23 protein-coding genes are annotated in these 26,119 nt (G+C 70.7%); 9 read left to right on the top strand and 14 right to left on the bottom strand.

Annotation, left to right across the window (positions count from 1 at the left end; genetic code table 11):
- Nucleotides 1–40 precede the first annotated feature (40 nt).
- Together ACWDY5_RS38905 and ACWDY5_RS38900 are read left to right on the top strand one after the other, a co-directional pair.
- Nucleotides 41–973 (top strand): AraC family transcriptional regulator, encoded by a 933-nt coding sequence (locus ACWDY5_RS38905; RefSeq protein ID WP_449727143.1) that lies wholly within the window; start codon nucleotides 41–43, stop codon nucleotides 971–973.
- Nucleotides 974–1,045: 72 nt separating this feature from the next.
- Nucleotides 1,046–2,614, top strand: coding sequence for a PHP domain-containing protein (locus ACWDY5_RS38900; RefSeq protein WP_449727142.1), 1,569 nt, complete (start codon nucleotides 1,046–1,048; stop codon nucleotides 2,612–2,614).
- A gap of 17 nt (nucleotides 2,615–2,631) precedes the next feature.
- Here ACWDY5_RS38900 and ACWDY5_RS38895 read toward each other — a convergent pair whose 3' ends face one another.
- Nucleotides 2,632–3,855: a serine hydrolase domain-containing protein gene (locus ACWDY5_RS38895; protein WP_449727141.1), complete on the bottom strand. Its 1,224-nt coding sequence runs from the start codon at nucleotides 3,853–3,855 to the stop codon at nucleotides 2,632–2,634.
- Nucleotides 3,797–4,516, bottom strand: a complete 720-nt coding sequence (locus tag ACWDY5_RS38890; RefSeq protein WP_449727140.1) for an alpha/beta fold hydrolase — start codon at nucleotides 4,514–4,516, stop codon at nucleotides 3,797–3,799. Before ACWDY5_RS38890 ends, ACWDY5_RS38895 begins: the two co-directional genes overlap by 59 nt.
- A 69-nt stretch (nucleotides 4,517–4,585) precedes the next feature.
- Between ACWDY5_RS38890 and ACWDY5_RS38885 the strand changes: the two genes are divergently transcribed.
- The gene (locus ACWDY5_RS38885) at nucleotides 4,586–5,188 is read left to right on the top strand and encodes a TetR/AcrR family transcriptional regulator (protein ID WP_449727139.1); all 603 of its coding nucleotides are present in this window, start codon (nucleotides 4,586–4,588) and stop codon (nucleotides 5,186–5,188) included.
- On the opposite strand, the gene ACWDY5_RS38880 is transcribed toward ACWDY5_RS38885, so the two are convergent.
- The 6 genes from ACWDY5_RS38880 to ACWDY5_RS38855 all read right to left on the bottom strand — a co-directional run bounded on the left by ACWDY5_RS38880 (nucleotide 5,185) and on the right by ACWDY5_RS38855 (nucleotide 16,451).
- Complete coding sequence (locus ACWDY5_RS38880) at nucleotides 5,185–6,252, bottom strand: sensor histidine kinase (RefSeq protein WP_449727138.1); 1,068 nt, start codon at nucleotides 6,250–6,252, stop codon at nucleotides 5,185–5,187. The genes ACWDY5_RS38885 and ACWDY5_RS38880 overlap by 4 nt on opposite strands.
- Before the next feature lie 88 nt (nucleotides 6,253–6,340).
- The gene (locus tag ACWDY5_RS38875) at nucleotides 6,341–7,027 is read right to left on the bottom strand and encodes a response regulator transcription factor (protein ID WP_252479070.1); all 687 of its coding nucleotides are present in this window, start codon (nucleotides 7,025–7,027) and stop codon (nucleotides 6,341–6,343) included.
- A gap of 143 nt (nucleotides 7,028–7,170) precedes the next feature.
- Entirely contained in the window at nucleotides 7,171–9,144 is a 1,974-nt protein-coding gene (dxs, locus tag ACWDY5_RS38870) for a 1-deoxy-D-xylulose-5-phosphate synthase (RefSeq protein WP_449727137.1), read from the bottom strand.
- A 249-nt stretch (nucleotides 9,145–9,393) separates the two neighbouring features.
- Nucleotides 9,394–12,939: a DNA polymerase III subunit alpha gene (dnaE, locus tag ACWDY5_RS38865; RefSeq protein ID WP_449727136.1), complete on the bottom strand. Its 3,546-nt coding sequence runs from the start codon at nucleotides 12,937–12,939 to the stop codon at nucleotides 9,394–9,396.
- Between the two features lie 249 nt (nucleotides 12,940–13,188).
- A complete protein-coding gene (locus tag ACWDY5_RS38860) occupies nucleotides 13,189–14,394 on the bottom strand; it encodes a class I SAM-dependent RNA methyltransferase (protein ID WP_449727135.1) in 1,206 nt (401 codons plus the stop codon).
- Nucleotides 14,391–16,451: an APC family permease gene (locus ACWDY5_RS38855; protein ID WP_449727134.1), complete on the bottom strand. Its 2,061-nt coding sequence runs from the start codon at nucleotides 16,449–16,451 to the stop codon at nucleotides 14,391–14,393. The genes ACWDY5_RS38860 and ACWDY5_RS38855 overlap by 4 nt, the downstream gene beginning before the upstream one ends.
- 139 nt (nucleotides 16,452–16,590) lie before the next feature.
- On the opposite strand from ACWDY5_RS38855, the gene ACWDY5_RS38850 reads away from it, so the two are divergent.
- On the top strand, nucleotides 16,591–17,256 hold the full coding sequence (locus ACWDY5_RS38850) for a potassium channel family protein (protein WP_449727133.1): 666 nt from the start codon (nucleotides 16,591–16,593) through the stop codon (nucleotides 17,254–17,256).
- Nucleotides 17,256–17,912: a potassium channel family protein gene (locus tag ACWDY5_RS38845; protein WP_449727132.1), complete on the top strand. Its 657-nt coding sequence runs from the start codon at nucleotides 17,256–17,258 to the stop codon at nucleotides 17,910–17,912. Before ACWDY5_RS38850 ends, ACWDY5_RS38845 begins: the two co-directional genes overlap by 1 nt.
- Nucleotides 17,913–17,969: 57 nt before the next feature.
- Here ACWDY5_RS38845 and ACWDY5_RS38840 read toward each other — a convergent pair whose 3' ends face one another.
- The 4 genes from ACWDY5_RS38840 to dut form a co-directional block, all read right to left on the bottom strand.
- Entirely contained in the window at nucleotides 17,970–18,689 is a 720-nt protein-coding gene (locus tag ACWDY5_RS38840) for a DUF3159 domain-containing protein (protein ID WP_449727131.1), read from the bottom strand.
- A 10-nt stretch (nucleotides 18,690–18,699) separates the two neighbouring features.
- On the bottom strand, nucleotides 18,700–19,074 hold the full coding sequence (locus ACWDY5_RS38835; RefSeq protein WP_449727130.1) for an OB-fold nucleic acid binding domain-containing protein: 375 nt from the start codon (nucleotides 19,072–19,074) through the stop codon (nucleotides 18,700–18,702).
- A 249-nt stretch (nucleotides 19,075–19,323) separates the two neighbouring features.
- A complete protein-coding gene (locus tag ACWDY5_RS38830; protein WP_449727129.1) occupies nucleotides 19,324–19,965 on the bottom strand; it encodes a DUF3710 domain-containing protein in 642 nt (213 codons plus the stop codon).
- 4 nt (nucleotides 19,966–19,969) lie between these two features.
- Entirely contained in the window at nucleotides 19,970–20,473 is a 504-nt protein-coding gene (gene dut / locus ACWDY5_RS38825) for a dUTP diphosphatase (protein WP_252479080.1), read from the bottom strand.
- A gap of 25 nt (nucleotides 20,474–20,498) precedes the next feature.
- Here dut and ACWDY5_RS38820 point away from each other — a divergent pair, with 25 nt between their 5' ends.
- Nucleotides 20,499–20,993 carry a DUF3093 domain-containing protein gene (locus tag ACWDY5_RS38820; protein ID WP_449727128.1) on the top strand — a complete coding sequence of 165 codons (495 nt, stop codon included), beginning with the start codon at nucleotides 20,499–20,501 and terminating at the stop codon, nucleotides 20,991–20,993.
- Between the two features lie 80 nt (nucleotides 20,994–21,073).
- Here the strand turns inward: ACWDY5_RS38820 and ACWDY5_RS38815 are convergent, their stop codons facing one another.
- Nucleotides 21,074–21,373, bottom strand: a complete 300-nt coding sequence (locus ACWDY5_RS38815; RefSeq protein WP_086788161.1) for a DUF4193 domain-containing protein — start codon at nucleotides 21,371–21,373, stop codon at nucleotides 21,074–21,076.
- Between the two features lie 374 nt (nucleotides 21,374–21,747).
- Between ACWDY5_RS38815 and cei the strand changes: the two genes are divergently transcribed.
- A complete protein-coding gene (cei, locus tag ACWDY5_RS38810) occupies nucleotides 21,748–22,410 on the top strand; it encodes an envelope integrity protein Cei (protein WP_449727127.1) in 663 nt (220 codons plus the stop codon).
- 845 nt (nucleotides 22,411–23,255) lie between these two features.
- Here the strand turns inward: cei and ACWDY5_RS38805 are convergent.
- Complete coding sequence (locus ACWDY5_RS38805; protein WP_449727126.1) at nucleotides 23,256–24,254, bottom strand: inositol monophosphatase family protein; 999 nt, start codon at nucleotides 24,252–24,254, stop codon at nucleotides 23,256–23,258.
- A 54-nt stretch (nucleotides 24,255–24,308) separates the two neighbouring features.
- On the opposite strand from ACWDY5_RS38805, the gene ppgK reads away from it, so the two are divergent.
- Nucleotides 24,309–25,067 carry a polyphosphate--glucose phosphotransferase gene (gene ppgK, locus ACWDY5_RS38800; RefSeq protein ID WP_252479084.1) on the top strand — a complete coding sequence of 253 codons (759 nt, stop codon included), beginning with the start codon at nucleotides 24,309–24,311 and terminating at the stop codon, nucleotides 25,065–25,067.
- Between the two features lie 156 nt (nucleotides 25,068–25,223).
- A partial coding sequence (locus ACWDY5_RS38795) for a sigma-70 family RNA polymerase sigma factor (RefSeq protein ID WP_449727125.1) occupies nucleotides 25,224–26,119 on the top strand: 896 nt, incomplete at its 3' end.

Genomic DNA, 26,119 nt, shown 5'->3' with positions numbered 1-26,119 from the left:
GGAACGCTCGCTTGCATGTCCATTCGTCTAAAGTGGCCGTATGGATGCCTTGGCTGACCTGTTGCAGGGGGTGCGGGCGCGCGGTGCGCTGTTCAGCCGGTCGGTGATGAGCCCGCCGTGGGGGCTGGAGTTCCGCAACCCGGCCCGGCTGACCCTGTGCACGATGCTCAGCGACGAGGCGTGGCTGGTCCCGGCCGAGGGCGAGCCGCGGCGGCTGCGCGCCGGGGACGTGGCGCTGGTGCGCGGGCCGCAGGTGTACCGGGTGGCCGACCGGCCGGACACACCGCCGGGGGTGATCGTGCTGGACGCGGAGCGGTGCGTGCGCCCGGACGGTTCCGACCTCTGCGAGGAGGTGTGCCTCGGCCCGCGCACCTTCGGCGACTCCGCGGACGGTCCCGCGGTGCTGGTCGGCGGCTCCTACCAGGTGGCAGGCGACATCAGCGAGCGGCTGCTCAGTGCGCTGCCGCCGGTGCTGGTGGTGCCGGATGACCAGGGTCCGTGCGACCTGCTCCGGCGGCTGGGCGAGGAGATCGGCACCGACGCGCCCGGCCAGCAGCTGGTGCTGGACCGGCTGCTGGACCTGATGCTGGTGCTGACCCTGCGCTGCTGGTTTGACATGCCAGAGGCCAACCCGCCCGCCTGGTACCGGGCGCTGAGCGATCCGGTGGCCGGGGCGGCGCTGCGGGCCCTGCACGCCAGTCCGGCCCGCGCCTGGACGGTGGCCGCGCTGGCCGCCGAGGTCGGGGTGTCCAGGGCGACGCTGGCCCGCCGGTTCACCGAGCTGGTGGGCGAGCCGCCGCTGACCTACCTGACCGGCTGGCGGATGGCGCTGGCCGCGGACCTGCTGCGGGATCCGGACGAGACGGTGGCCAGGGTGGCCAAGCGGGTCGGGTACGCGGACGGGTTCGCCTTCAGCTCGGCGTTCAAGCGCACCCGCGGGGTCAGTCCGTCGGTGCACCGAGTCGCCGGGTAATCGTTTCCACGGAGTCCACCCGCCGGCCATCTCGGCGATCTAGGGTCGCCCGGACTAACCGGGAGGTCAGTGATGGGTCAGGTGGGTCGGCGCGGGTTCCTGCGCGGGGTGGGCGCGGCCGCGGTGGCGGCGCCGCTGGTCGGTGCGGGCACGGCGAGCGCGGGCGTCGACGTGGACGTGCAGCTGGATCTCGGGCTGCCCCGGCTGCCGGGCCTGCCGCGCTGGCTGGTGGGCGACCACCACGTGCACACGCAGTACTCCAACGACGCGATGTACACCATCGACCAGGTGGTGGCCGGGGCGCAGCGGCACGGCGCGGAGTGGCTGGTGTTCTCCGACCACGGCCACGTCGCGCACGAGGCGCACTCGGTGGAGCCCGCGCACGCCGACATCGTGGCCGCCCGGCGCAGGCATCCGCACCTGCTGCTGTGGCAGGGCCTGGAGTGGAACATGCCGGCGGCCGAGCACGCCACGGTGTTCCTGCCGCCGAGCCGGGACGAGGCCGCGCTGCTGCGCGAGTTCGAGCGCACCTTCGACTCCCGGCTGACCAACACTGGGGCGAGCACTCCGGCGAACGAGGCCAAGGCGCTGGAGGCGCTGCGCTGGCTGGCCAGGCGCGGCGGGCTGGTCGTGGTCAACCACCCCTCCCGCAACGGGCGGATCGCCCCGGCCGAGCTGCGCAACTGGCACGACGCCGCGCCCGGTGTGGTGATCGGCATGGAGGGCGCGCCCGGCGCGCAGGGCGACGGCTACCCCAAGCCGGACGGCAGCGGCGGCCACCGCGGCGGCTACGGCAACTCCCCCGGCGGCGACTCCTGGCCCGGCTTCCCGGCCGAGGCCTACCGGACCTTCGGCGGCTTCGACTGGATGACCGCGACCCTGGGCGGCATGTGGGACGCGCTGCTGGCCGAGGGCCGGAACTGGTGGGTGACCAGCAACTCCGACAGCCACTTCAACTTCCGCGACACCATCGTCCGCCAGCCGGAGGCCCCCGACCTCTACGACCGGGCGGGCAAGCACCTGGACCCGCTGCCCGGCGGCCCGGTGCAGACCCAGCCGCCGTACTGCGACTTCTACCCCGGCGAGTTCAGCCGCACCGTGGTCGGCACCACCGACCGGAGCTACCGGGGCGTGCTGGACGGCCTGCGCGCCGGGCGCAGCTTCGTCAGCCACGGCGGGCTGGTGCAGCGACTGGAGACGCACGTCTTCGCCGAGGACCGGCTGTCCTGGCCGGTGGGCCTCGGCGGGCGGCTGCGGGTGCGGCGGGGCACGGACGTCACGGTGGTGGTGCTGGCCCAGCTGGCCGCCCGGCCGCACTCCGGCGGCGAACTGCCCCGGCTGGCCAGGCTGGACCTGGTGCGCGGCGCGGTCACCGGCCCCGCGACGGACCGGCAGGGCTTCCGGGCATCGGAGGTCGCGGTGGCCCGCTCGTACGAGCCGGGGTTCCGGGCCGGGCGGACGGTCGGGTTCCGGCACACGTTCCGGAACGTGCGGGAGTCGTTCTACGTGCGGGTGCGCGGCACGGACGGGCGGCGGCACGCGCCGGGCGGGATCGAGCCGATCGCGGACATCCGTGGCGAGGCGAACCCGTGGCAGGACCTGTGGTGTTACGCGAACCCGGTGTTCGTGGACGTGCGGTGAGCTGAGGCGACCTCGCTTCAGTCGCAGCGTGCGGCCACGGCGTCGATGAACCGGGCGCGGCGGGCCGAACCCATGTGCGAGGTGCCTGCCCTGACCTCGGGCGAGTCCGGGTCCAGGTAGGGGATGCGCGGAACCGCGCCGAGCAGCACCACGACCAGCCCGCGGGCCGGGTCGACGTGCAGCCACTGCCCGTAGCTGCCCAGCGCCTGGTACGCGCCATCGGTCTTGATCCACCACAGGTAGCCGTATCCCGCGTACTCCGCCATCGGCGGGCTGGACGTGCCGCGCACGCCGCTGAAGTCGAAGGCGAAGGCGGGAGCTTGCGGGCTGGTGGCTTTCGCGACCCAGCCTTCCGGGACGACCCGGGTGCCGTCGGCCGCGACGCCGTCGTTGAGCATCAGCAGCCCCCAGCGCGCGTAGTCGCGCAGGCAGGCGCCGCAACAGCTGCCGACCACCTCCTGGCCGTCGTCGCCGTCCAGCATGAAGAAGCCGGGCTGCTCCATGCCCATCGGCTGCCACACCTTCTGCGAGCAGTACTCCGCCACCGTCTTCCCGGTCGCCTTGGCGAGGATCAGGCCGAGCAGGAAGGTGTCGCCGGTGTTGTAGTAGAAGGAGGTGCCGGGCTCGGCCGCGCGCTGCCGCGTCTTGAGGTACTCCTGGATGGCGCCGGCCTGGCGCGCGCCGATCACCTTGATGTAGCGCTCGGCGACATCGGAGTGGATGTCATCGGTGTTCTCCGTCCATTCGATCCCCGACGACATGGTCAGCAGGTGCTCGATGGTCACCTGCGCATAGGCCGTGCCCGCGAAGTCCGCCAGGTGGTCGGTGACCGGGTCGGCGCGGGAGAGCAGCCCGTCCTGCTCCGCGGCCGCGACCAGGATCGAGGCCAGCGACTTCACCATCGACGAGGACTGCCAGCGACCCGAGGGCGTCAGCCCCTTCGCGTACCGCTCCAGCCTGATGGCGCCGTCCTGGACGACGAGCAAGCCGCTGAGGTGCTCGTCCCGCATCAGCGACTCGACGTCGCCGCGTTCGCCGTAGGCCTCGAAGGCGACATCGGTGATGGGCTCCCCGGGTGGCAGCGGCGAGGCCGTTGGGGCTTTCTCGATCGTCCGGGTCGCGAAGATCCGGTCCCAGTTCGCGAAGCCCTCGGCCTGGATGTTGGGGGACCACAGCAGGAAGTCACCGGCCAGCAGCCGGGCCAGGAACCGCTCGTTGGTCTCCGGGTTCGTCGCACTCATGGGCCCTCCACTCGGTGATGACGGCGGCCAGCGCCACCGGTTGGTCCCTGGCCACGAGGTGCCCGGCACCGCGGACGCGGGTCACCGCGGCGTGCGGGACCAGGCGCCGCAACCGGTCGGCGTCGGCGTCGGTCACGGGCGAGTCCCGGTCACCGCGCACGAGCAGCACGGGCAGGTCGAGCTCCGCGGCGATCTGCCGCAGCCGGGGAACTTGGGCGAGGACGTCCTCGACGATCTCGGTGTGGGTTTCGGGCAGGCCGGTCGCGTCGAGGAAGCCGCGGACCCGGCCGGGCTCGGGATCGGGCACGACGTCCACCAGCACGAGACCGTTCACCCGCGCCCGCACCGCCGGATCGGCCAGGGCCGCGATGGCCGCGAGCCCACCCAGCGAAGCACCGACGACCACACACCCCGGCGGCTCGGCGCGCAGCATGGCGGCGACGTCCTCAGCACAAGGTGCCAGCGTCCGCAGCGAGCCGCCGGTGTCACCGTGACCCCGCTGGTCGAAGGCCACGCACCGGAACCCGGCCTCGACCAGGACCTCGATCACCGGCCGCCACACGCGCCGACGTTCACCACCGGCGTGCAGCAGCAGGACGGTCGGCCCGGCACCGGCCTCCTCCCCGCGCAGGACCACGTCGGGACGAGCCAGGGAGATCATGGCGGCTCCTTACCTTGTGCACTCAAGGTAAGGACCGCTGCCTTGAGGTGTCAAGGTAAGCTCGCCGGTGTGACAGCTTCGCGGGTACGCCGTTCTCCCGAGGAGGCGCGGCGCCTGATCCTGGACGCGGCCGAGAAGCTGCTGGCCGAGGGCGGGGTGGCCGCGGTCCAGGTCAGGGCCATCGCCGCCGTTGTCGGCATGACCGATGCGGGGGTCAGCCACCACTTCGGCACCCGGGACCGCCTGCTGGCGGCGTTGCTGTGCCATGGCGGCCGGAAGATCCGGGCCGGGGTGGCCGAGGTGCTGGACTCCTGGCTCGGCCGGGGCGCCGATCTTGGTGAGCTGGTCGAGGCCTTGGCGGTGCGCTACCGCCGGGGCTACGGCGAACTGGCCGTGGCGCTGCACGCCGCGGGCTGGCGGGACGAGGGAGCGGGGATGCTCGACCCGGTCGTCGACGCGCTGCACGCGCTGCGCCCGGACGCCGCCGAGATCCCGGTCGAGGACACCCGGCTCGCCGTCGCCGCGCTGCACCAGGCCCTGGCCACCGAGCCCCTGTACGGCCCGGCGTTCCGCCGCAGCGCCGGGCTCACCGGCCGGGCGGCCAGCGCTCCCGATCCGCAGCTCCGCTGGTGGACCAGCCACCTCAGCCGATCTCTGGGTCTTCGGGTCTAGGGGGCGATCGGGAGGGTCACCGTGACGTCCAGGCCGCCGCCGGGCACCGGTTCCGCGCTGACCTCTCCCCCGTGCGCGCCGACCACCGACCGCACGATGGACAGCCCCAGCCCCGCGCCGCGGTGAGCGGTGCGGTCGGTGCCGCCGCGGCGGAACGGCTCGAACAGCTCGGCCACCCGTTCCACCGAGATCTGGCCGCCGGAGGAGACCACGCGCAGGGTGGCGCGCTTGGCGTCGGTCTCGGTGCGCACGGTGATCCAGCCGCCGTCCACGTTGTGCCGCACCGCGTTCTCCAGCAGGTTCCCGGCCAGGCGTTCCAGCAGCACCGGGTCGCCGACGGCTTGCACGGCCGGGGTGTGGAACTCCGCGCGCAGGCCGCGTTCCTCCGCGGCGGAGCGGGCCGCCGACCAGGCGCTGCGGACCAGGGCGGACAGGTCGACGGGTTCGCGGGCGGACAGGCCGACGGCGTCGGTGCGGGCGAGCAGCAGCAGGGCCTCGACCAGGTGTTCGGCGCGCTGGGTGGCGGTGCGCACCACGCCCGCCATCCGGCGCAGCTCGGCGGCGTCGGCGTCCGGGTCGGCCAGGGTGACGTCGAGCTCGGTGCGGACCACGGCCAGCGGGGTGCGCAGCTCGTGGCTGGCGTTGGCCACGAACCGGCGCTGGGACTCGAAGGCGGCCTGCAGCCGGTCCAGCATGGCGTCGAAGGTGTCGGCCAGCTCGGCCACCTCGTCCCGTGGCCCGCGCAGCGCGATCCGCTCGTCGAGGGACTCCACGGACAGCCGGTGCGCGGTGTGCGTGACCTCGTGCAGCGGCCGCAGCACCCGGCCGGTCAGCGTCCAGGCCAGGATCGCGGTGGCCAGCACCATGCACACGAAGGCGATCGCGCCGGAGTTGAGCACCACCTCGCGCGCGTTCTCCTTGAGGATCTGGTGCACCTGGGAGGGCGGCAGCTCCTGGCCGAGCACCTTGATCCTGGTGTCCGGCGGGAACACCGGGTACTGGTCGACCACGCCGCCGACCAGCATCCAGCCCAGCCAGAGCAGCAGCAGGCTGACCGCCGCCACCAGGCCGGTCGCCAGCAGGGTCAGCCGTACCCGCAGGCCGGGTCCGCGGCGACGCCGCAGGGCACCGGGGTCGGCGGTCAGCGGGTGCTCAGGAATCAGCGGGCTCCGCTCCGGCGTTGACCGGCACCCGGTAGCCGGAGCCGACCACGGTCTCGATGATGCCCGGCTCGCCGAGCTTCTTGCGCAGGGTCATCACGGTGACCCGCACGGTGGTGGTGAACGGGTCGGCGTTCTCATCCCACACCCGTTCCAGCAGCTCCTCGCTGCTGACCACGGCACCGCCTGCGGCCAACAGCACCTCCAGCACGCCGAACTCCTTGCGGGTCAGCTCCACCGGCTGGCCGGCCCGCAGCACGCTGCGCCGGGCCGGGTTGAGCACCACGTCGGCCACGGTGAGCACCGGCGGCATGGCCGGGGTGGCCCGCCTGCCCAGTGCCCGCACCCTGGCCACCAGCTCGGGGAAGGCGAACGGCTTGGCCAGGTAGTCATCGGCGCCCAGCGACAGCCCGGAGACCCGGTCCTGCACGGTGCCACTGGCGGTCAGCATGATCACCCTGGTGAGCGCGCCGGAGTCCACGATCTGCCTGCACAGCTCGTCGCCGGACATGCCGGGCAGGTCCCGGTCCAGCACCACCACGTCGTACCGGGTCACCGAGGACTTCTCGTGCCCCGACTCGCCGTCGTAGGCCACGTCGACGGCCATACCTTCCCGTCGCAGCCCCCTGGCGATCGCGTCGGCCAGGGGCTGTTCGTCCTCCACAATCAGGATCCGCACGTCACCACGATGCCACGCCGCCCGGAGGGCCGTGGACGCGCGGGGCTGTCGACACCCTGTCGATGAGCTGAGGGTTCGCTGAGCACGCCACCGGCCCGCCCCCATCGTGGGAGGGCGGGCCGGTGGCGGCGGTGCGGCGACTCTCAGCTCTGCGGGCGCTTGCGCGACCGGCTGGCCGGAGTCTTGTCCACAGTGGACTCCTTGGCGGCGGGCGCCCCGGTCTCCTCGGCGTCCTCGCCGAGGTACTCCGCGGTCCACTCGGTCACCCGGCGGGCCACGTCCTGGGCGGTGAGTCCCAGTTCGGCCAGCACCTCGTTGCGCGAGGCGTGGTCCAGGAAGCGCTGCGGGATGGCCAGGTCGCGCAGCGGGACGTCCAGGTTGGCATCACGCAGCGCGGCCGACATCGCCCAGCCGAAGCCGCCGTGGCGGCCGGCGTCCTCGACGGTGACCACGAGGCGGTGCTCGGCGGCCATGCCGACCAGCTCGGTGGGAACGGGAACAACCCACCGCGGGTCCACCACGGTCACGCCGACACCCTGGTCGGACAGGCGCTGCGCCGCCTCGAGGGCCAGCTGCGCGAAGCAGCCGACCGCGACCAGCAGCACGTCCTTGCCCTCGCCCTCGGCCGGGCGGCGCAGCACGTCGACCACGCCGATGCGCTCCAGCGCGGGGATCTCCTCGATCACCGCGCCCTTGCCGTAGCGGATCGCGGACGGGCCGTCGTCGATGGCCACCGACTCGCGCAGCTCCTCGCGCAGGGTGTTGGCATCGCGCGGCACCGCGACCCGCATGCCCGGCACGATGCCGAGGATGGACAGGTCCCACATGCCGTTGTGGCTGGCGCCGTCGTCGCCGGTGACGCCGGAGCGGTCCAGCACTATGGACACCGGCTGCTTGTGCAGCGCGACCTCCATCAGCAGCTGGTCGAAGGCCCGGTTGAGGAAGGTCGAGTAGACCGCGAACACCGGCTTCATGCCGCCCATGGCCAGGCCGGCCGCGGCGGTCATCGCGTGCTGCTCGGCGATGCCCACGTCCAGGCAGCGGCCGGGGTAGGTCTCGTGGAACTTCGCCAGTCCGGTCGGGCCGAGCATCGCGGCGGTGATGGTCACCACGTCCTCGCGCTCCGCGCCGATCTTGACGATCTCGTCGGCGAAGACGCCGGTCCAGTCGGCGGCCTTCTTCTTGGTGGCCTTGCCGGTGACCGGGTCGATCACGCCGATGGCGTGCATGACGTCGGCCACGTGGTTCTCCGCGGGGGCGTAGCCGCGGCCCTTCTGGGTGACCGCGTGCACGATGACCGGGCCGCCGAAGGCCTTGGCCCGCTCCAGCGCGGCCTCGAAGGCCTGCTGGTCGTGCCCGTCCACCGGCCCGAAGTACTTCAGGCCCAGGTCCTCGAACATCACCTGCGGGCTCAGCGCGTCCTTGATGCCGCGCTTGGCCGCGTGCAGGGCCGCGTAGAGCGGCTTGCCGACGACCGGGGTGCTCTGCAGGGTCCGCTTGCCGCTTTCCAGCGCGCGCTCGTACCCGGGCCGCAGCCGCAGGGAGGCGAGGTGGTCGGCCAGGCCGCCGATGGTCGGCGAGTAGGACCGGCCGTTGTCGTTGACCACGATGACCAGTGGGCGGGACTTGTCGCCGGCGATGTTGTTCAGCGCCTCCCAGCACATACCGCCGGTGAGCGCGCCGTCACCGACCACGGCGACCACGTGCCGCCGCTTGCCGGAGAGCTTGAACGCGGTGGCCAGGCCGTCGGCGTAGGACAGCGCGGTCGAGGCGTGGCTGGACTCGACGAGGTCGTGCTCGCTCTCGCTCCGGCTCGGGTAGCCGGAGAGCCCGCCGCGCTGACGCAGCTTGTCGAAGCCGTCCAGGCGGCCGGTGACCATCTTGTGCACGTAGGACTGGTGGCCGGTGTCGAACAGCACGGCATCGTGCGGGGAGTCGAAGACCCGGTGGATCGCGAGGGTGATCTCGACCACGCCCAGGTTCGGACCGAGGTGCCCGCCGGTGCGGGAGACCTTGTCCACCAGGAACGCACGGATCTCCGCCGCCAGCAGCGCCAGCTCCTCCTGGCTCATGCGTTTCAGATCCGCCGGGCTACGCACGGATTCGAGTAGTTGCACCTAACACCCCTCGTTACGCTGTAGCTCGCCTGTCATCCCGCTCCACAACGGGAAACGCCGCCGGGGTCGGCGGCTGTCGGCCAGTCTACGGAGACCGGCGGAGTGGTCACTCCCGGAAAGAGCGCCGGGCGCACTCCTGCCGGGTCCTAAAACTTCCGGCCCCTGCTTCAGGCCCATGCCGAACGTCCACCCGCCACTCGAACGGGTGGACGTTGTCCAGGCTACTGGTCTTGTCTGGGGAACTTCCGGCTAAGCGCTGACCGCGATACCGGGCAGGGCCTTGATCTCGCCCATGAACGCCGGGGTGAGCTTGATCGGGTAGTCGTCCACCGCCATCATCACGGCCTCGCGCCGGAACATCAGCTTGAGGTGCACCGGGGTGTCGCCCTTGTGCATGGACAGCGTCCGCTTGAGCTCCAGCAGGACTTCCTCGTTCAGCTTCTCCGGGTTGCAGGCCAGCACGAACGGCGGGTCCATGCCGGGGTTGTTCTCCGCGTCGGCGATGTCCAGCGGGATCACCCCGCCGCCGAAGATGGACATCTTGTCCTCGCGCCAGTTCACCCTGCCCTTGATCGCCACCGCGGCGTCCTCGACCAGATCGGCGGAGAGCACGCTGTAGCTCTTCGGGAAGAACAGCACCTCGATGGAGGCGTCCAGGTCCTCCACCGTGGCGATGGCCCACGGCTCGCCGTTCTTGTTCACCCGCCGCTCCAGGCCGGAGATCATCCCGGCGATGACCACCTCGCCCTCCCTTGGCGGGTCGTTGAGCAGCTCGGCGATGGTCTTCTGCGCGTTCTTGCGCAGGATCCGCTCGGCGCCGTCCAGCGGGTGCGCGGAGACGTAGAGGCCGAGCATCTCCCGCTCGAAGCTGAGCATCTGCTTGCGCGGCCACTCCTCGGCGCCGAACTTCAGGTGCGCCAGCGGGGAGGAGTCCTCGCCGGCCTCGCTGTCGTCACCGCCGCCGAAGAGGTCGAACTGGCCCATCGCCTCCTGGCGCTTGAGGCCGACGACGGCGTCCACGGCTTCCTCGTGCACCTGCATGAGGGCCAGCCGGGTGCTGTCGAAGGAGTCGAACGCGCCCGCCTTGATCAGCGACTCGATGACCCGCTTGTTGCAGCAGACCAGCTCGGACTTGTCCAGGAAGTCGGTGAAGGAGCCGTACTTCCCCTTCTTCTCCCTGGTCGTGATGATCGACTCGACCACGTTGGCGCCGACGTTGCGGATCGCGCCGAGGCCGAAGCGGATGTCGGTGCCGACCGCGGAGAAGCGCAGCGCGGACTCGTTGACATCCGGCGGCAGCACCTTGATGCCCAGGCGGCGGCACTCGGAGAGGTAGACCGCGGACTTGTCCTTGTTGTCACCGACCGAGGTGAGCAGCGCGGCCATGTACTCGGCGCGGTAGTTCGCCTTGAGGTAGGCGGTCCAGTAGGAGACCAGGCCGTAGGCGGCGGCGTGCGACTTGTTGAACGCGTATCCGGCGAACGGGAGAATCGTGTCCCAGAGCGCTTTGACGGCCTCGTCGGAGAAGCCGTTGGCCTGCATTCCGGCGTGGAAGCCCTCGAACTCCTTTTCCAGGACCTCCTGCTTCTTCTTGCCCATCGCCTTGCGCAGCACATCCGCGCGGCCCATCGAATAGCCGGCCACCTTCTGCGCGATGAACATGATCTGCTCTTGGTAGACGATCAGGCCGTAGGTCTCGGAGAGGATCTCCCGCAGCGGTTCCTCCAGCTCCGGGTGGATCGGCTTGACCTCTTGCCGCTTGTTCTTGCGGTCGGCGTAGTCGTTGTGCGCGTTCATGCCCATCGGGCCGGGGCGGTACAGCGCGCCGACCGCGACGATGTCCTCGAAGGCGTTGGGCTGCATGCGGCGCAGCAGGTCGCGCATGGGGCCGCCGTCGAGCTGGAACACGCCGAGGGTGTCGCCGCGGCTGAGCAGCTCGTAGGTGGTCTTGTCATCGAGGGCCAGCGTGTCCAGGTCGATGTCCTGGCCGCGGTTGGCCTTGACGTTGTCGATGGCATCACCCATGACGGTGAGGTTGCGCAGGCCGAGGAAGTCCATCTTCAGCAGGCCGAGGTTCTCACACGACGGGTAGTCCCAGCCGGTGATGATCGAGCCGTCGTCGCGCCGCCACAGCGGGATGGACTCGATCAGCGGCTCGGAGGACATGATCACCGCGCAGGCGTGCACACCGGCGTTGCGGATCAGGCCCTCCAGGCCGCGCGCGGTCTCGAAGATCTTGGCCACGTCCTGGTCGTTCTCGATCAGGGTGCGGACCTCGGCGGCCTCGCCGTAGCGCTCGTGCTTGGGGTTGACGATGCCGGAGAGCGGGATGTCCTTGGCCATGATCGGCGGCGGCAGCGCCTTGGAGATCTTGTCCGCGATGGCGAACCCGGGCTGCCCGTAGTGCACGCGCGCCGAGTCCTTGATCGCCGCCTTGGTCTTGATGGTGCCGAAGGTGATCACCTGCGCGACCCGGTCGCTGCCCCACTTCTCGGTGGCGTAGCGCACCATCTCGCCGCGCCTGCGGTCGTCGAAGTCGATGTCGATATCGGGCATGGCGGTGCGCTCGGGGTTGAGGAACCGCTCGAACAGCAGACCGTGCGGGATCGGGTCGATGTTGGTGATGCCCAGCGCGTAGGCCACCAGCGCGCCCGCGGCCGAGCCACGGCCGGGCCCGACCCGGATGCCCACGGACTTGGCGTAGGAGACCAGGTCGCCGACCACCAGGAAGTAGGCCGGGAACCCCTTGCCCGAGATCACGTTGAGCTCGAACTCGGCCCGCTCCACGTAGCCGTCCGGGATGCCCTCCGGGAAGCGGCGGTGCAGCCCCTCCATGACCTGCTTGAACAGGAAGGACTCCTGGGTCTCGCCCTCGGGCACCGGGAAGACCGGCATCCGGTCCCGGTGCGCCCACACGTCGTCGTAGGACTCGACCATCTCCGCGATCAGCAGCGTGTTGTCACAGGCGCCCTCGACCTGGCCGTCCCACAGCTCGCGCATCTCCGCGGCCGACTTCAGGTAGTAGCCGTCGCCGTCGAACTTGAACCGGTTCGGGTCGGAGAGCATCTTGCCGGACTGCACGCACAGCAACGCGGAGTGCGCGTCGGCCTGGTCCTTGGTGACGTAGTGACTGTCGTTGGTGGCCAGCGGCGGGATGTTGAGCTTCTTGCCGATCTCCAGCAGCCCCTCGCGCACCCGCCGCTCGATGGACAGCCCATGGTCCATCAGTTCGAGGAAAAAGTTCTCCGCCCCGAAGATGTCCCGGTAGTCCGCCGCCGCCTGGATCGCCTCGGCCTCGTGCCCCAGCCGCAGCCGGGTCTGCACCTCACCGGAGGGGCAGCCGGTGGTGGCGATGATCCCCTCGGCGTTCTCCGCGATGATCTCCCGGTCCATCCGGGGCTTGTAGTAGTAGCCCTCCATGGACGCCTGGCTGGACAGCCGGAACAGGTTGCGCACCCCGGTGGAGTTCTTGGCCACCATGGTCATGTGCGTGTAGGCGCCGGCGCCGGAGATGTCGTCACCGCGCTGGCCGGGGTCGCCCCAGAACACCGGCTTCTTGTGGAACCGGCTGGTGGGCGCGATGTAGGCCTCGATGCCGATGATCGGCTTGATGCCGTGCTTCTTGGCCTGCTGGTAAAACTCGTCGCCGCCGTACATGTTGCCGTGGTCGGTCATGCCCACCGCGGGCATCTCCAACCGCGCCGCCTCCGCGAACAACGGAGCGATCTTGGCCGCCCCGTCGAGCATGGAGTACTCGGTGTGCACATGCAGGTGGACGAATGAGTCGCCAGACACCGGCCAAACCTCCCAGGATCGCATACCCGCACGGGCGGCCCCCGCGTAGCGCGCCGGTTGAGCAACCTATCAAGCACAAGATCGGCACGTGGCGGCGAGGTCTCCCCATCTTGCGCCAAGATCCGGGCCAGGTGTGGGACCGACACTGATCGACATCGATCCCTTTCGTGGCAACGGTTTCAACGCGCGAACAGAGCTATGCCCTCTCCACGACCGCACGGCAAGGGGGGTGCGCCGACCGCCTCGGCGTCACCGCGTGAGCAAGGCGATGCACTCCACGTGATGAGTCATCGGGAAGGCGTCGAAGGCCCGCAGCTCCCGAAGCTCATACCCCTGCCCCCGGAACAGCCCGACATCCCGGGCCAGCGCCGCCGGATCACACGCGACGTGCACCACCCGCGCCGGCCCGGCCTCAGCCAGCGCGGCCACCACGTCCTTGCCCGCGCCCTTGCGCGGCGGGTCCAGCACCACCACGTCCGGCCGCTCCGCCCGCAGCTCCGCCGACCCCAGCACCCGCTCCACCCGGCCCACCCGCAACCGCACCTGCGGCAGGTCCACCAGGTTCGCCGTGCCGTCCACCACCGCCCGCTTCGAGGACTCGATCGCCAGCACCGAACCCGTCGGCCCGACCTGCCTGGCCAGCACCGAGGCGAACAGCCCGACCCCGCCGTAGAGGTCCCAGGCCGTGCCGCCCACCGGCGCCTGGGCCCATTCCTCGACGACCGCGGCGAAGGTGTCCGCGGCCGCGTGGTGCACCTGCCAGAAGCCGCCCGCGGCCAGGCGCCAGTCGCGGCCCGCGGCGTGTTCGTGGGCCAGGCCGTCGCCGGCCATGATCCGCGGTGGGCGGTCCTTGCGGATCTCGGCCACGTGCACCTGGCCCGCGCCGTCCTTGGCCACCTCCAGCTCGGTGCCCGGTTTCCAGCTACGGCTGAGCACACCTTCCAGCGCGCCGGGCGCCGCGATCGGGCAGTCCCGCAGCGGGATCACCCGGTGGCTGCGGTGCGCGCGCAGGCCGGCGCGGCCGCCGCTGCCCACCGCGAGGCGGACCCGGGTGCGCCAGTCCAGCATGCCGCCGGGGAGCTCCTCGACCGTGACCTGCCGGTCCAGGCCCGCGATCCGCTTGAGCTGCTCCATCACCACGCCGGCTTTGAGCGCGCGCTGGGCGGCGGGACTGGCGTGCTGCCAGTCGCAGCCGCCGCACTCGCCGGGCGCGGCCAGCGGGCAGGGCGGGGTGACCCGGTCGGGGGACGGGGTGTGCACGGTGACCGCGTCGGCCCGGCAGAACGAGCCGCCGTTGTCCTCGGTCACCTGGACCAGGGCCTTCTCCCCCGGCAGCGCGTGCCGGACGAAGAGCACCCTGCCCTCGTGCCGGGCGACGCAGTGGCCGCCGTGCGCCACCGGGCCGATCTCGACTTCCAGCGTGCGACCGGTCCAGTCCAGGCGGTCCTGAGTCACTTCTTGGTTTCCGCCTTCTTCTCGACTTTCTTGCGCCGCTCTTCGGCGGCCTTGCGTGCGGCGTGCACCGGGTCGAAGCCACGGCGGATCGCGCCGGGGGTGACCACCGGCGCCTCCTTGACCCTGCGCTGCGAGGAGGCCAGCTGCCAGGGCACCGAGACCACCATGACGCCCGGCTGGAACAGCAGCCTGCCCTTCAGGCGCAGCGCGCTCTGGTTGTGCAGCAGGTGCTCCCACCAGCGGCCCACCACGTACTCCGGGATGAACACGGTCACCACGTCGCGCGGGTTGCTGCTGCGGATCCGCTTCACGTAGTCCAGCACCGGCTTGGTGATCTCGCGGTAGGGCGACTCGACCACCTTCAGCGGCACCGGCAGGTCCTGCCGCTCCCAGTCGGTGACCAGCCGCCGGGTGTCGGTGTCGTCCACGTTCACCGTGACCGCCTCCAGCACGTCCGGCCGGGTGGCCCTGGCGAAGCTGATCGCGCGCAGGGTCGGCATGTGCAGCTTGGAGACCAGCACCACCGCGTGGTTGCGCGCGGGCAGGGTGTGCGAGCGGTCGCTCTCGGCCGCCTCCAGCTCCTGCGCCACGTGGTCGTAGTGCCTGCGGATACCGGTCATCAGCGCGAACACCGCGGCCATCGCCGCGATCGCCACCCAGGCGCCGAGGGTGAACTTGGTGATCAGCACCACGATCAGCACCACCCCGGTCATCACCATGCCGAAGCCGCTGATCAGCCGGGACCGCTTGAGCCGGGAGATGATCGCGATGTCCTGCTCGCCGCGCAGCAGCCGGTTCCAGTGCCGGACCATGCCGGCCTGGCTGAGGGTGAAGGAGACGAACACGCCCACGGTGTAGAGCGGGATCAGCCTGCCCACCTCGGCCTCGTACAGGATGACCAGCAGGATGGCGAACCCGGCGAGGAAGACGATGCCGTTGGAGAAGGCCAGCCGGTCGCCGCGGGTGTGCAGCTGGCGCGGCAGGTAGCGGTCCTGGGCCAGGATCGAGCCGAGCACCGGGAAGCCGTTGAACGCGGTGTTCGCGGCCAGCACCAGGATCAGCGCGGTGACCGCGGCGATGAACACCGCGCCCACCGGGAAGCCGTCGAAGACCGCGTTGGCGATCTGCACCACCATGGTCTTCTGGTGGTAGCCCTCCGGCGCGCCGACCAGCTGCGTCTCCGGGTGCTCGGCGATCTTGACCCCGGTCAGCTGGGCCAGCGTGACCAGGCCCATCAGCATGATCACCGCGATCAGGCCCATCATCAGCAGCGTGGTGGCCGCGTTGCGCGACTTCGGCTTGCGGAAGGCGGGCACCCCGTTGCTGATCGCCTCCACGCCGGTCAGCGCGGCGCAGCCCTGGGTGAAGGAGCGCAGCACGATCATGGCCAGCGCCAGGCCCATCAGCTCGTCATGCTCGGCGTTCAGGGTGAACCCCGCGCTCTCCGCGCGCATCGGCTCGTCCAGCACGAACCCGCGGACGAGACCGAACAGGATCATCAGGATCATGCCGATCATGAACGCGTAGGTCGGGATGGCGAAGGCGCTGCCGGACTCCCGGATGCCGCGCAGGTTGACCGCGGTGAGCAGCACGATGGCCACCACCGCGAAGATCACCTTGTGCTCCGCGACGTAGGGGATCAGCGAGCCGATGTTGGCCATCGCCGAGGAGATCGACACCGCCACGGTGAGGATGTAGTCCACCAGCAGCGCGCTGCCCACGGTGAGACCGCCGTAGCGGCCAAGGTTCGCGTTGGCGATCTCGTAGTCGCCGCCGCCGGAGGGGTAGGCGTGCACGTTCTGCCGGTAGCTGAAGACGACGGTCAGCATGACCACCGCGACCGCGACCCCGATCCACGGCGCGAACACGTAGCCCGAGATCCCGGCCACGGATAGCACCAGGAAGATCTCCTCCGGCGCGTAGGCCACCGAGGACAGCGCGTCGGAGGCGAACACCGGCAGCGCGATGCGCTTGGGCAGCAGCGTGTGGGAGAGCCGGTCACTGCGGAACGGCCGCCCCACCAGGAGACGTTTGGCCGCGGTGGCGAACTTGGACACGGAGGGCAGCGTAGAGGGACCGCGTGCGCTGGGGCTGGCCAGCCGTCGGTATGTTGGGAATGTCTGGACACAGGTCGCGGCCATCCCCCGAATGGGGGAAGGTTGAGGGTGCACGGTTCGTGCTTGGAGGAGGAACTTAGTGCACGTGGTCATCATGGGCTGCGGCCGAGTCGGATCATCGCTGGCCAAAGGCTTGGAACGGCTGGGTCACACGGTCGCGGTGGTGGACAAGAGCGTGCAGTCCTTCCGCAGGCTGGGCGGGGACTTCCACGGCCAGCAGGTGGTCGGCATCGGCTTCGACCGGCAGGTGCTGATCGAGGCCGGGATCGAGCGGGCCGGGGCCTTCGCCGCGGTCTCCAACGGCGACAACTCCAACATCATCTCCGCCAGGGTGGCCAGCGAGACCTTCGGCGTCGAGCACGTGGTCGCCCGGATCTATGACCCCAAGCGGGCCGCGGTGTACGAGCGGCTGGGCATCCCGACCGTGGCCACCGTGCCCTGGACCACCGACCGGTTCCTGCGGATGCTGCTGCCCGACGGGGTGGCCACCGCCTGGCGCGACCCCTCCGGCACGGTGGCGGTCTTCCAGCTGCCGCTGCACGAGGGCTGGGTCGGCAAGGGCGTGCGCGAGGTGGAGGAGGCCGTCGGCGCCAGGGTGGCCTTCGTGATGCGCTTCGGCACCGGCGTGCTGCCGGACCGGGACACCGTGGTGCAGGCCGGCGACCAGATCTACGTGGCCGCGCTGTCCGGCACCGTCACCGACGTGAGCGCCGCGGCGGCGCAGGCTCCCGAGGAGAACAACTGATGCGCGTCGCCATCGCCGGGGCCGGGGCCGTCGGCCGGTCCATCGCCCGCGAGCTGCTGGACTCCGATCACCAGGTGATGCTGATCGAGCGGGACCGCGACCACTTCGACCCACACGCGGTCGAGCAGGCCGAGTGGGTGCACGCCGACGCCTGCGAGCTGTCCTCCCTGGAGGAGGCCGGCATGGAGCTGTGCGACGTGGTGATCGCCGCGACCGGGGACGACAAGGTCAACCTGGTGGTGGCGCTGCTGGCCAAGACCGAGTTCGCGGTGCGCCGGGTGGTGGCCAGGGTCAACGACCCGCGCAACGAGTGGCTGTTCACCGAGGCGTGGGGCGTGGACGTGGCGGTGTCCACCCCGCGCATGCTGGCCGCCATGGTCGAGGAGGCGGTCACCGTCGGCGACCTGGTCCGGCTGCTGACCTTCCGCCAGGGCGGGGCCAACCTGGTCGAGGTCACCCTGCCCGAGGACACCCCGCTCTCCGGCCGCGCGGTCAAAGCCCTGCGCCTGCCCCGCGACGCCGCCCTGGTGACCATCCTGCGCGGCGGCCGGGTCATCGTGCCGCAGCCCGACGACACCCTGGAAGCAGGCGACGAGCTCCTCTTCGTGGCCACCAGCGACGTGGAGAACGAGGTCCAGCAGGCCCTGCTCAGCTGAAGCCAGGACGCGGAAACGGCTCCGGGGTGATCTCCGGGGCCGTTTTCACAGGTCTGCTCAGGCCGGGTTGCCCGCGGGCTGCGCGGGGGCGTGTTCGTCCTCGATGCGCTTGGCGCGGCGCACGGCCCACACGGTGACCAGCAGCGCGATCGCGGTCAGCGGGTAGCCCATGGCCAGGCGGGTGATGCCCAGCAGGGTGGTCTGGTCGCCCTCGTAGAGCCAGTTCTGCACCACGAACCGGGCCGCGAACACCAGCGTCCAGAACACGGTGGCCAGGTCGTAGCCGAAGCGGGCCCTGGGGTGCTCGCGCCAGCCGAAGCCGTGGCCGTTGAGCCCGGACCAGATGACGCCCACCAGCGGCCAGCGCACCAGCAGCGAGATCAGGAACAGGCCGCCGAAGATCAGGCTGACCCAGATCCCGTAGAGGAAGAAGCCCTTGGCCTCGCCGACCCGGTAGGCGATGAACGCGGCGATGCCGACGCCCAGCACGCCGGAGATCGCGGGCATCATCTTCTCCTTGCGGACCAGCCGCCACACGCCGATCAGCACGGCCACGCCCAGGGCGCTCCAGATGGCGGGCCACATGCTGGTGGCCCAGTTGACGAAGACGAACACCGCGACCGGCACGGAGGCGGAGATGAAGCCGACCAGGCCGCCCATCTGCTCCCACATGGTCGGCATGGGCTCGACGGCGTCCTCGGCGGGTTCGACAGCCGGGGACGAGGACTTCTCCAGCTCGGCGGACTGACCGGCCTGCGGAGTGGTGGATTCGCTCATACGCTCACGATCAGGAGGTGGTCTGCAGCTCGTAGTACGGGTTGTAGAGCACTTTACGCCCGTCCCGCACCGCGATCCGCCCCCGCGCCTTGATCGTGCGTCCCGGCTCGATGCCGGGGATGCGGCGCCTGCCGAGCCACACCAGGGTGACTCCCTCGGTGCCGTCGTACAGCTCGGCTTCCAGGGTCGCCACCGCGTCGCGCGGGCACAGCTCGACGCTGCGCAGCCGCCCCAGCACGGTGACCTCCTCGCCGGATCGGCAGTCGCACGCCTTCACGGCGCCCTGTGCCTCGGCTTTTCGGGACAGGTCGTCGGCGTCCAGCTCGCTGACGTCACTCGTCAGCCTGCGGACCATCCGCCGCCAGTAGCCCCCGCTGCCACTCATTCCGGCGCTCCCCATACGAAAGGGGCCCTCGGTTGTGGCCCCGTTTATCGCCAGAGTAACCATCTGGGGGTGGTTTTACTCCAGCTGGTTTGACCGGCGGTTTCACCGTTTAGAACGCCCCAGAAGGGGACAAAGTTCCCGGTCTGTTAACGCTGTTCGGCGGGGGTGTGCTTGGGCACAGCAGGCCAGATCACACCCGGGTCCGGAGCCGAACCCGGGTGCGCTGTTCTCTAGCCCTGTTCCCGTTCTCTAGCCCTGTTCCTGGGCGAGGTGCTTGGCGATCGCCTCCGGCAGCTCCACCGGCAGCGGGGTGCGCACCGGCATCGGCTGCTCGCCCCGGACCACCACGGTGCCGCGCACGATCTCGCGCAGCGCCTCACCCGCGGCGGCGGACTGCTCGGCGGAGGAGGCGGCCACCGCGCGCAGCATCCAGCGCGGCCCGTCCACCCCGACGAAGCGCAGCGACATCTCCGGCGAGGAGGCCACCAGCTCGGTGCCCCAGTCGCCGCCCTCCAGCACCACCCTGGCGCCGTCGCCGCGCAGCTGCTCGGCCAGCTCCTTGCTGACCTCCTGCCACAGCCCACCCGATCGGGGGGCGGCGAAGGCGCTCACGGTGAGCCTGGCCACCGGGGTCACCAGGTGCACGGCCTGCACCTCGCCTTCCGGCGCCACCTCGACCTGGAGCTGGGTGCCGTCGGGCACCGGCAGCCGGACCGAGCCCAGGTCGAGCCGGGACACCTGGTCGGCAGGCGCTTCCTTCTCGTCGTAGGGCCCGTCGAAGCCGTCCTCGGCAGGCAGGGCGTCGTGCTCGCCGCCCTGCTCCGCGCCGAGGGCGTGCCCCTGCCCGCCTGCCGCCTTGCGCCGCTTGCCGCGACGCCCGAACCCGAACATCCCCTCAGACCTCCGTCACTTCAGGCGAGCCGCCGTTGTGCCCGGCTCGCTGACCGGCCAGTACCGCGGCTCCCCCGGTCGACCCGTAGCCACCCGCGCCGCGCACGGACTCCGGCAGTTCGCCGACCTCGCGGAACTCGGCCTGTTCCACCCGCTGGATGACCAGCTGGGCGATCCGGTCGCCGCGGTGCAGCGTGATCGGCTCGCGCAGGTCGTGGTTGACCAGGCAGATCTTGATCTCGCCCCGGTACCCGGCGTCGATGGTGCCAGGTGTGTTGACCACGCTGAGCCCCGCTCTGGCCGCCAGCCCCGACCTCGGGTGCACAAAAGCGGCGAACCCGATGGGCAGGGCGATCGCGATCCCGGTGCCGACCACCGCGCGCTCCCCCGGTGGCAGCACCAGGTCGCTGGTGGTCACCAGATCGGCGCCCGCGTCGCCGGGGCGGGCGTAGGACGGGACGGGCACATCCGGATCGAGCCGGGTCAGGAGCACCTCAACGCTGGGCACGGCGGGCGACATTACCCTGGTGCCCGTGAGCAGGAACGCGCGCGCGGTCGATACGACCGGGGATGTCCTCTTCAGTGAGCGGCTCTACGTCCCGTGGTGGGGCTGGCCGCTGCCGCTGGCCGGTGCGGTGCTGCTGGCCGCGGAGATCCACATGGGGTACCCGGGAGTGCGCTCGTGGCTGCCGTACCTGCTGCTGGTGCCGCTGGTCGTGGTGACCATGCTGTGGCTGGGCAGGCAGCGGGTGCAGGTCAAGGACGGCGAGCTGTGGGTGGGCGAGGCGCACCTGCCGCTGGAGTTCGTCGGCAGGGTCACCGCGCTGGATGTCAACGAGAAGCGCCCGGCGATGGGCCGGGACCTGGACCCGGCCGCGTTCGTGGCGCACCGGGGCTGGGTCGGGCCCGCCGTGCTGGTCGAGCTGACCGACCCGGCGGACCCCACGCCGTACTGGCTGTTCAGCACCAGGCGGGCCGAGCAGCTCGCGGAGCTGCTGCGCGCCGAGGCGGCCAAGCGCGCCAGTTAGCCCTCCCGGTCAGACCCCTTGGTCAGGACACCAGCCGTCCCCGGGCTGGTGCCTGACCTCGTTGGCCGCGGAAGCCCTGCTCAGTCGCAGTCGCGGCAGATGTACTGCCCATCCTTCTCCCTGGACAGCCTGCTGCGGTGGTGCAGCAGGAAGCAACGGGAACAGGTGAACTCGTCGTCCTGCTTCGGGAGCACCTTGACGGTCAGCTCCTCGCCGGACAGGTCGGCGCCGGGCAGCTCGAAGTTCTCGTCCGGCGCGTCGGTGTCGACGTCGACCACCCCGGACTGCGTCTCGTTGCGCCGCGCCTTCAGCTCTTCAAGCGAGTCCTCGGCGAGGTCGTCGGTCTCGCCACGGCGCGGTGCGTCGTAGTCGGTCGCCATCGTGTAGTCACCCCTGCGTTTTACTCAAGATGGTGGTTCGTGCCGCTGGTTAACGTTCCAGCGCACCGATTTGTGCCCGCCGTCCCCAGTGACGGCCGTCTCTTCTCGAGAACCCGGCGCCCCTGGCGAAGTCGATCAGGTAAATCGGCTTACCGGCGGGCCGGAGCGCCGAGAGGGTAGCCCATCGCGGTCCGGTGCGTTCACTGGGTCACCCGGAAGCGCGGTGGATGTGGTCAGCAGCACCCCATCGGCCGACAAAGGAAGACGAATCTCGTCACGCATGCTGAGCCGTTACCGCCTAGGCTGATCGTCGACGTGCGTACAGGCGATGGCGGACAACGCCGGGGAGGGCGGAGGACGTGGCTGCGGGGAGCGTGAGGCAGGGCCTCGGACGTTATCGGAGGCGACGCCCGCTGCCGGCGCTGGTCATCCTGGTCCTGCTCGGCGTGATAGCGACTTTTGTGTGGACCAAGGTCTTCGGCAACGTGGGTGACGCCGAGGCCGCGGTCCGCTGCGACCCACCGCCCGCGGTGGAGGCCGGCAAGAAGCCGTACGAGGGTCAGGGCCAGCCGAGGGACGCGCTGGACAAGACCGACCCGTGGCCGGCCTCTGACATCAAGCTGCGCGTGCTCAACGGCGGTGGCCTGCGCGGACAGGGCAAGCTGGTCAACGAGGAACTGATGGGCTTCGGCTTCAACAAAGCGGGCGAACCCAGCGACGACCCGGTCTACGACAGCAAGCTCACTTGCCACGGCCAACTCCGCTACGGCCCCAATGGCGCCGGCGCGGCCCGCACCCTGAGCCTGCTGGCCCCGTGCGTGCAACTGGTCAGGGACGAGCGCCAGGACTCCACCGTGGACGTCGTGCTGGGCAAGAAGTTCGACGGCATCAAGCCCTCCTCCAGCACCCGCCAACTCCTGGAGAAGCTCAAGGAGTGGGCCGACCAGCAACCAGAACGAGGCGGCCAGCAAGCCGCTCCCCCACCACCGCAACTCGACGCCGAACTCCTGGCGGCGGCGCGCAACGTGCACTGCTAGGCCGGTACGGAACCAGCCCGGCACAGAACCAGCCTGGCGCTGAACCGCTCGACCGACGCCCGTCCGGGGATTCTCCGGGCGGGCGTCGGGGTGTGAGTGGCCTGCCACTCATGCTCGGCTGGCTGGAGGCGCCCGGGGTGCTGGAATCGCTCGGTCGCGGGAGTTGTGGGAGACCGCAGTCGCCGGACGCACCGATCACCGGACGCAGCAGTTCACCGGAGGCGGCACTCACGGGACGCGGCAGCCACAATCGTCAGCGGTTACCTCGCACCGCAACCACCGGCATCGCAGCAGCCTGACGCCGCAGTCAATGACATCGCGGCCGCCTGACACGGCAGCCGCCGACGCCATCACCAACACCACAGTCACCGGACACCGCGATAAGTAAGTGGTCAACCACTCACAGTGCGCCGCGCCCGACTTGACCCTGCCCATGTGGCCCCCTGCGGGGTGCAGCGTGCGCGAACGCCTGCTTCCCTCGCCCGAGTGAGTGGTCAACCACTCACTCGAGGACCCTCGGCCCGCCAATTCGAGACTGTCCGCGGCTCGAGACTGTCTGCGGTTCAGGCCTCTGCGCACTTCAGGGCTGCACCGTTCAGACGGAGCGCGGTTCAGGACGGACCGCGATTCAGGACGGACCGCGACTCAAGGCTGCGTGCAGTTCAGGCCTCCGCGCCCCCACCGGCACTCTCCGGCCCTTCAGGCGCTCGACCCGCCGCAGGTCGCCATCAGTGAGTGGTGGACCAATCACTCTCCCGGGACCCTCCACAGGAGCTGCGATGACTGAGTGGCCTACCACTCACCAGTCGGCGGCACCAGCCAGCCGTCAGTGAGTGGTTGGCCAATCACACCTCTGACGCCCCGGACCGACGTAGCAGTTCTGTCAGTTCTGCCGCCACACCGGGCGCAACAGCAAGCGTGATGTCAGCACCCAGGCCGTCCGGGTTCGCCGCACGCGGGTCCGACACCGCCGGATCCGCCCCCGCTGGATTCGACCCGACCGGATTCGACCCGATCGGATTTGATCCAACCGGATCCGACCCAGCCGGATTGGGCCCAACCTGATTCACCCCAGCCGAGTTCAACCCATACCCACTCGGCCGCCGCACCACCGCCCCAGCCTCCTCGGCGATCAACCCGCCGCCCGCCCAGTCCCAATGCCCAAGCCCATGCTCGAAATACGCGTCCACCCACCCCGCCGCCACCGAGCACAGATCAATCGCCGCCGACCCGCTTCGCCGCAGATCCCGCACCTCGCGAGCCAGCAGGGCAGCCAGGTCAGCCTGCCGCGACCGCCGCTCCACCTGGTACGCGAACCCGGTCGCGAGCAGCGTCAGCGACAGCTCCGTCGTGGCCGAGGCGCGCAGTGGCTCGCCGTCCAGGGTGGCGCCCTGGCCGCGGGCGGCGCTCCACACCCGGCCCGCGGCGGGTTCGACCACGGCGGCGGCCACCGCCAGCCCGTCGACCTCGGCGGCGACCGAGACCGCGTACTGCGGCAGGCCGTAGAGGTAGTTCACCGTGCCGTCGATCGGGTCGACCACCCAGCGCACCCTGGCGCCTGCCGCGTCGTCGCCGGCTTCCTCGCCCAGGACCCCGTCCTCGGGACGTAGTTCCGCCAGGCGGGAGCGGATCAGTTCCTCTGCCGCGCGGTCGGCGGCGGTGACCACGTCGGTGGCCGTGCTCTTGGTGTCCACAGCGCCCGAGAACCGGCGCTGACCACCTCTCATGGCCGCGACCAGCTCCCCGGCCTCGCTCGCCACCTCGATCGCGACGGTGCGCAAACGGGACGCGTCCACCAACGTCGGTACCTCATCAGCCAGACCCACGGGACCATACGACCACATCAACGTTATGGTCTGCGCACCACGTTTCTGAATCGAACAGGAAGGACCACGGGGATGAGCGCTACCCGAGGGTTCGGAGTCGATATCGGCGGCTCCGGCATCAAGGGCTGTGTCGTGGACCTCGAAACCGGTGTGCTCGAGGGCGAGCGGCTACGCATCCCCACCCCGCAGCCGTCGACGCCGGAGGCGGTCGCCGACGTGGTCGCGGAGATCGTCGGGAAGTTCGGCTGGGAGGGACCGGTCGGCGTCACCCTGCCCTGTGTGGTCAAGCGGGGTGTCGCGCACAGCGCGGCCAACGTCGACCCCGGCTGGATCGGCACGGACGCGGCCGCCCTGTTCGCCTCGAAGCTGGGCCGCTCCACCGCCGAGGTGGTCGTGCTCAACGACGCCGACGCGGCCGGGCTGGCCGAGATGCGCTTCGGCGCGGGCGCGGGCAAGGACGGCACGGTGGTCCTGCTGACCTTCGGCACCGGTATCGGCAGCGCGGTGTTCCTGGACGGCAAGCTGGTCCCGAACACCGAGTTCGGCCACCTCGAGGTCGACGGGCACGACGCGGAGAAGCAGGCCGCGGCCTCGGTCAAGGAGGACCTGGACCTGTCCTGGGAGGAGTGGGCGCCCAGGGTGACCCGGTACCTGCGGGTGCTGGAGGACCTGGTGTGGCCGGACCTGGTGATCGCGGGCGGCGGGGTCAGCAAGAAGGCGCACAAGTGGCTGCCGCTGCTGGAGGCCCGCACCGAGGTGGTCGCGGCGACGCTGAAGAACGACGCCGGAATCGTCGGCGCGGCCAGCGCCGCGGCCCGGCTGCACGGCTGATTTCCCGGTCCCGGCCCGCAACGGCCGGACCGCTGTCGTCGTTACAATGGTGGGCGCCCGCGGCACTCTGCGCCGTGGGCACTCCCCCGAACACTTCCGGCGGCCTAGGTTCGCGCCCTTGGTCTGCCAGTGAACGAACCCCGCGAAAGGGCGTACGTGGCCACCGCAGACACCGCTACCCGGCCTTCCCCCGCACTGGAGGCCGACGAGCAGGCGACTACCCCGGCCCGCAAGGCCCCGGCGAAAACGGCGGCCAAGACCGCCGCCAAGAAGCCCGCGGCCCGGACCACCAAGGCCGCCGCGGGCAAGACCGCGGCCAAGGCCCCGGCGAAGAAGACCGCCGCGAAGGCTGGTCCCGGTGGCAAGGCGGTTGCCACCAAGGCCGCCGACGGCGACGAGCCGGTGCTTGAGGACATCGAGGAAGAGATCGACCTGGAGGCCGACCTCGTCGTCGACGAGCCGGAACCGGTCGCGGAGGAGCCGCAGAAGTCGGGTGACTTCGTCTGGGACGAGGAGGAGTCGGAGGCGCTGCGGCAGGCCCGCAAGGACGCCGAGCTGACCGCCTCCGCCGACTCGGTTCGCGCCTACCTCAAGCAGATCGGCAAAGTCGCCCTCCTCAACGCCGAAGAGGAAGTGGCCCTGGCCAAGCGCATCGAAGCCGGGCTGTACGCCGCCGAGCGCTACCGCCAGATCGAGGAGGAGGGCGCGCAGCTCTCCACCCAGATGCGCCGCGACCTGCGCTGGATCATCCGGGACGGCGAGCGCGCCAAGAACCACCTGCTGGAGGCCAACCTCCGCCTGGTGGTCAGCCTCGCCAAGCGCTACACCGGTCGCGGCATGGCGTTCCTGGACCTCATCCAGGAGGGCAACCTGGGTCTGATCCGCGCGGTGGAGAAGTTCGACTACACCAAAGGTTACAAGTTCTCCACCTACGCCACGTGGTGGATCCGGCAGGCCATCACCCGTGCCATGGCCGACCAGGCCCGCACCATCCGCATCCCGGTGCACATGGTGGAAGTGATCAACAAGCTCGGTCGCATACAGCGTGAGCT

The organism is Crossiella sp. NPDC003009, assembly GCF_053591555.1.
This window is presented reverse-complemented; position numbering and strand designations above follow the sequence as displayed.

Excerpts from the sequence above, each read along its gene's own strand:
- ACWDY5_RS38905 (WP_449727143.1), top strand. The coding sequence starts at position 41 with ATGGATGCCTTGGCTGACCTGTTGCAGGGGGTGCGGGCGCGCGGTGCG.
- ACWDY5_RS38900 (WP_449727142.1), top strand. The coding sequence starts at position 1,046 with ATGGGTCAGGTGGGTCGGCGCGGGTTCCTGCGCGGGGTGGGCGCGGCC.
- ACWDY5_RS38895 (WP_449727141.1), bottom strand. The coding sequence starts at position 3,855 with ATGAGTGCGACGAACCCGGAGACCAACGAGCGGTTCCTGGCCCGGCTG.
- ACWDY5_RS38890 (WP_449727140.1), bottom strand. The coding sequence starts at position 4,516 with ATGATCTCCCTGGCTCGTCCCGACGTGGTCCTGCGCGGGGAGGAGGCC.
- ACWDY5_RS38845 (WP_449727132.1), top strand. The coding sequence starts at position 17,256 with ATGCGCGTCGCCATCGCCGGGGCCGGGGCCGTCGGCCGGTCCATCGCC.
- ACWDY5_RS38840 (WP_449727131.1), bottom strand. The coding sequence starts at position 18,689 with ATGAGCGAATCCACCACTCCGCAGGCCGGTCAGTCCGCCGAGCTGGAG.
- ACWDY5_RS38835 (WP_449727130.1), bottom strand. The coding sequence starts at position 19,074 with ATGAGTGGCAGCGGGGGCTACTGGCGGCGGATGGTCCGCAGGCTGACG.
- ACWDY5_RS38830 (WP_449727129.1), bottom strand. The coding sequence starts at position 19,965 with ATGTTCGGGTTCGGGCGTCGCGGCAAGCGGCGCAAGGCGGCAGGCGGG.
- ACWDY5_RS38815 (WP_086788161.1), bottom strand. The coding sequence starts at position 21,373 with ATGGCGACCGACTACGACGCACCGCGCCGTGGCGAGACCGACGACCTC.
- ACWDY5_RS38805 (WP_449727126.1), bottom strand. The coding sequence starts at position 24,254 with ATGTGGTCGTATGGTCCCGTGGGTCTGGCTGATGAGGTACCGACGTTG.
- ppgK (WP_252479084.1), top strand. The coding sequence starts at position 24,309 with ATGAGCGCTACCCGAGGGTTCGGAGTCGATATCGGCGGCTCCGGCATC.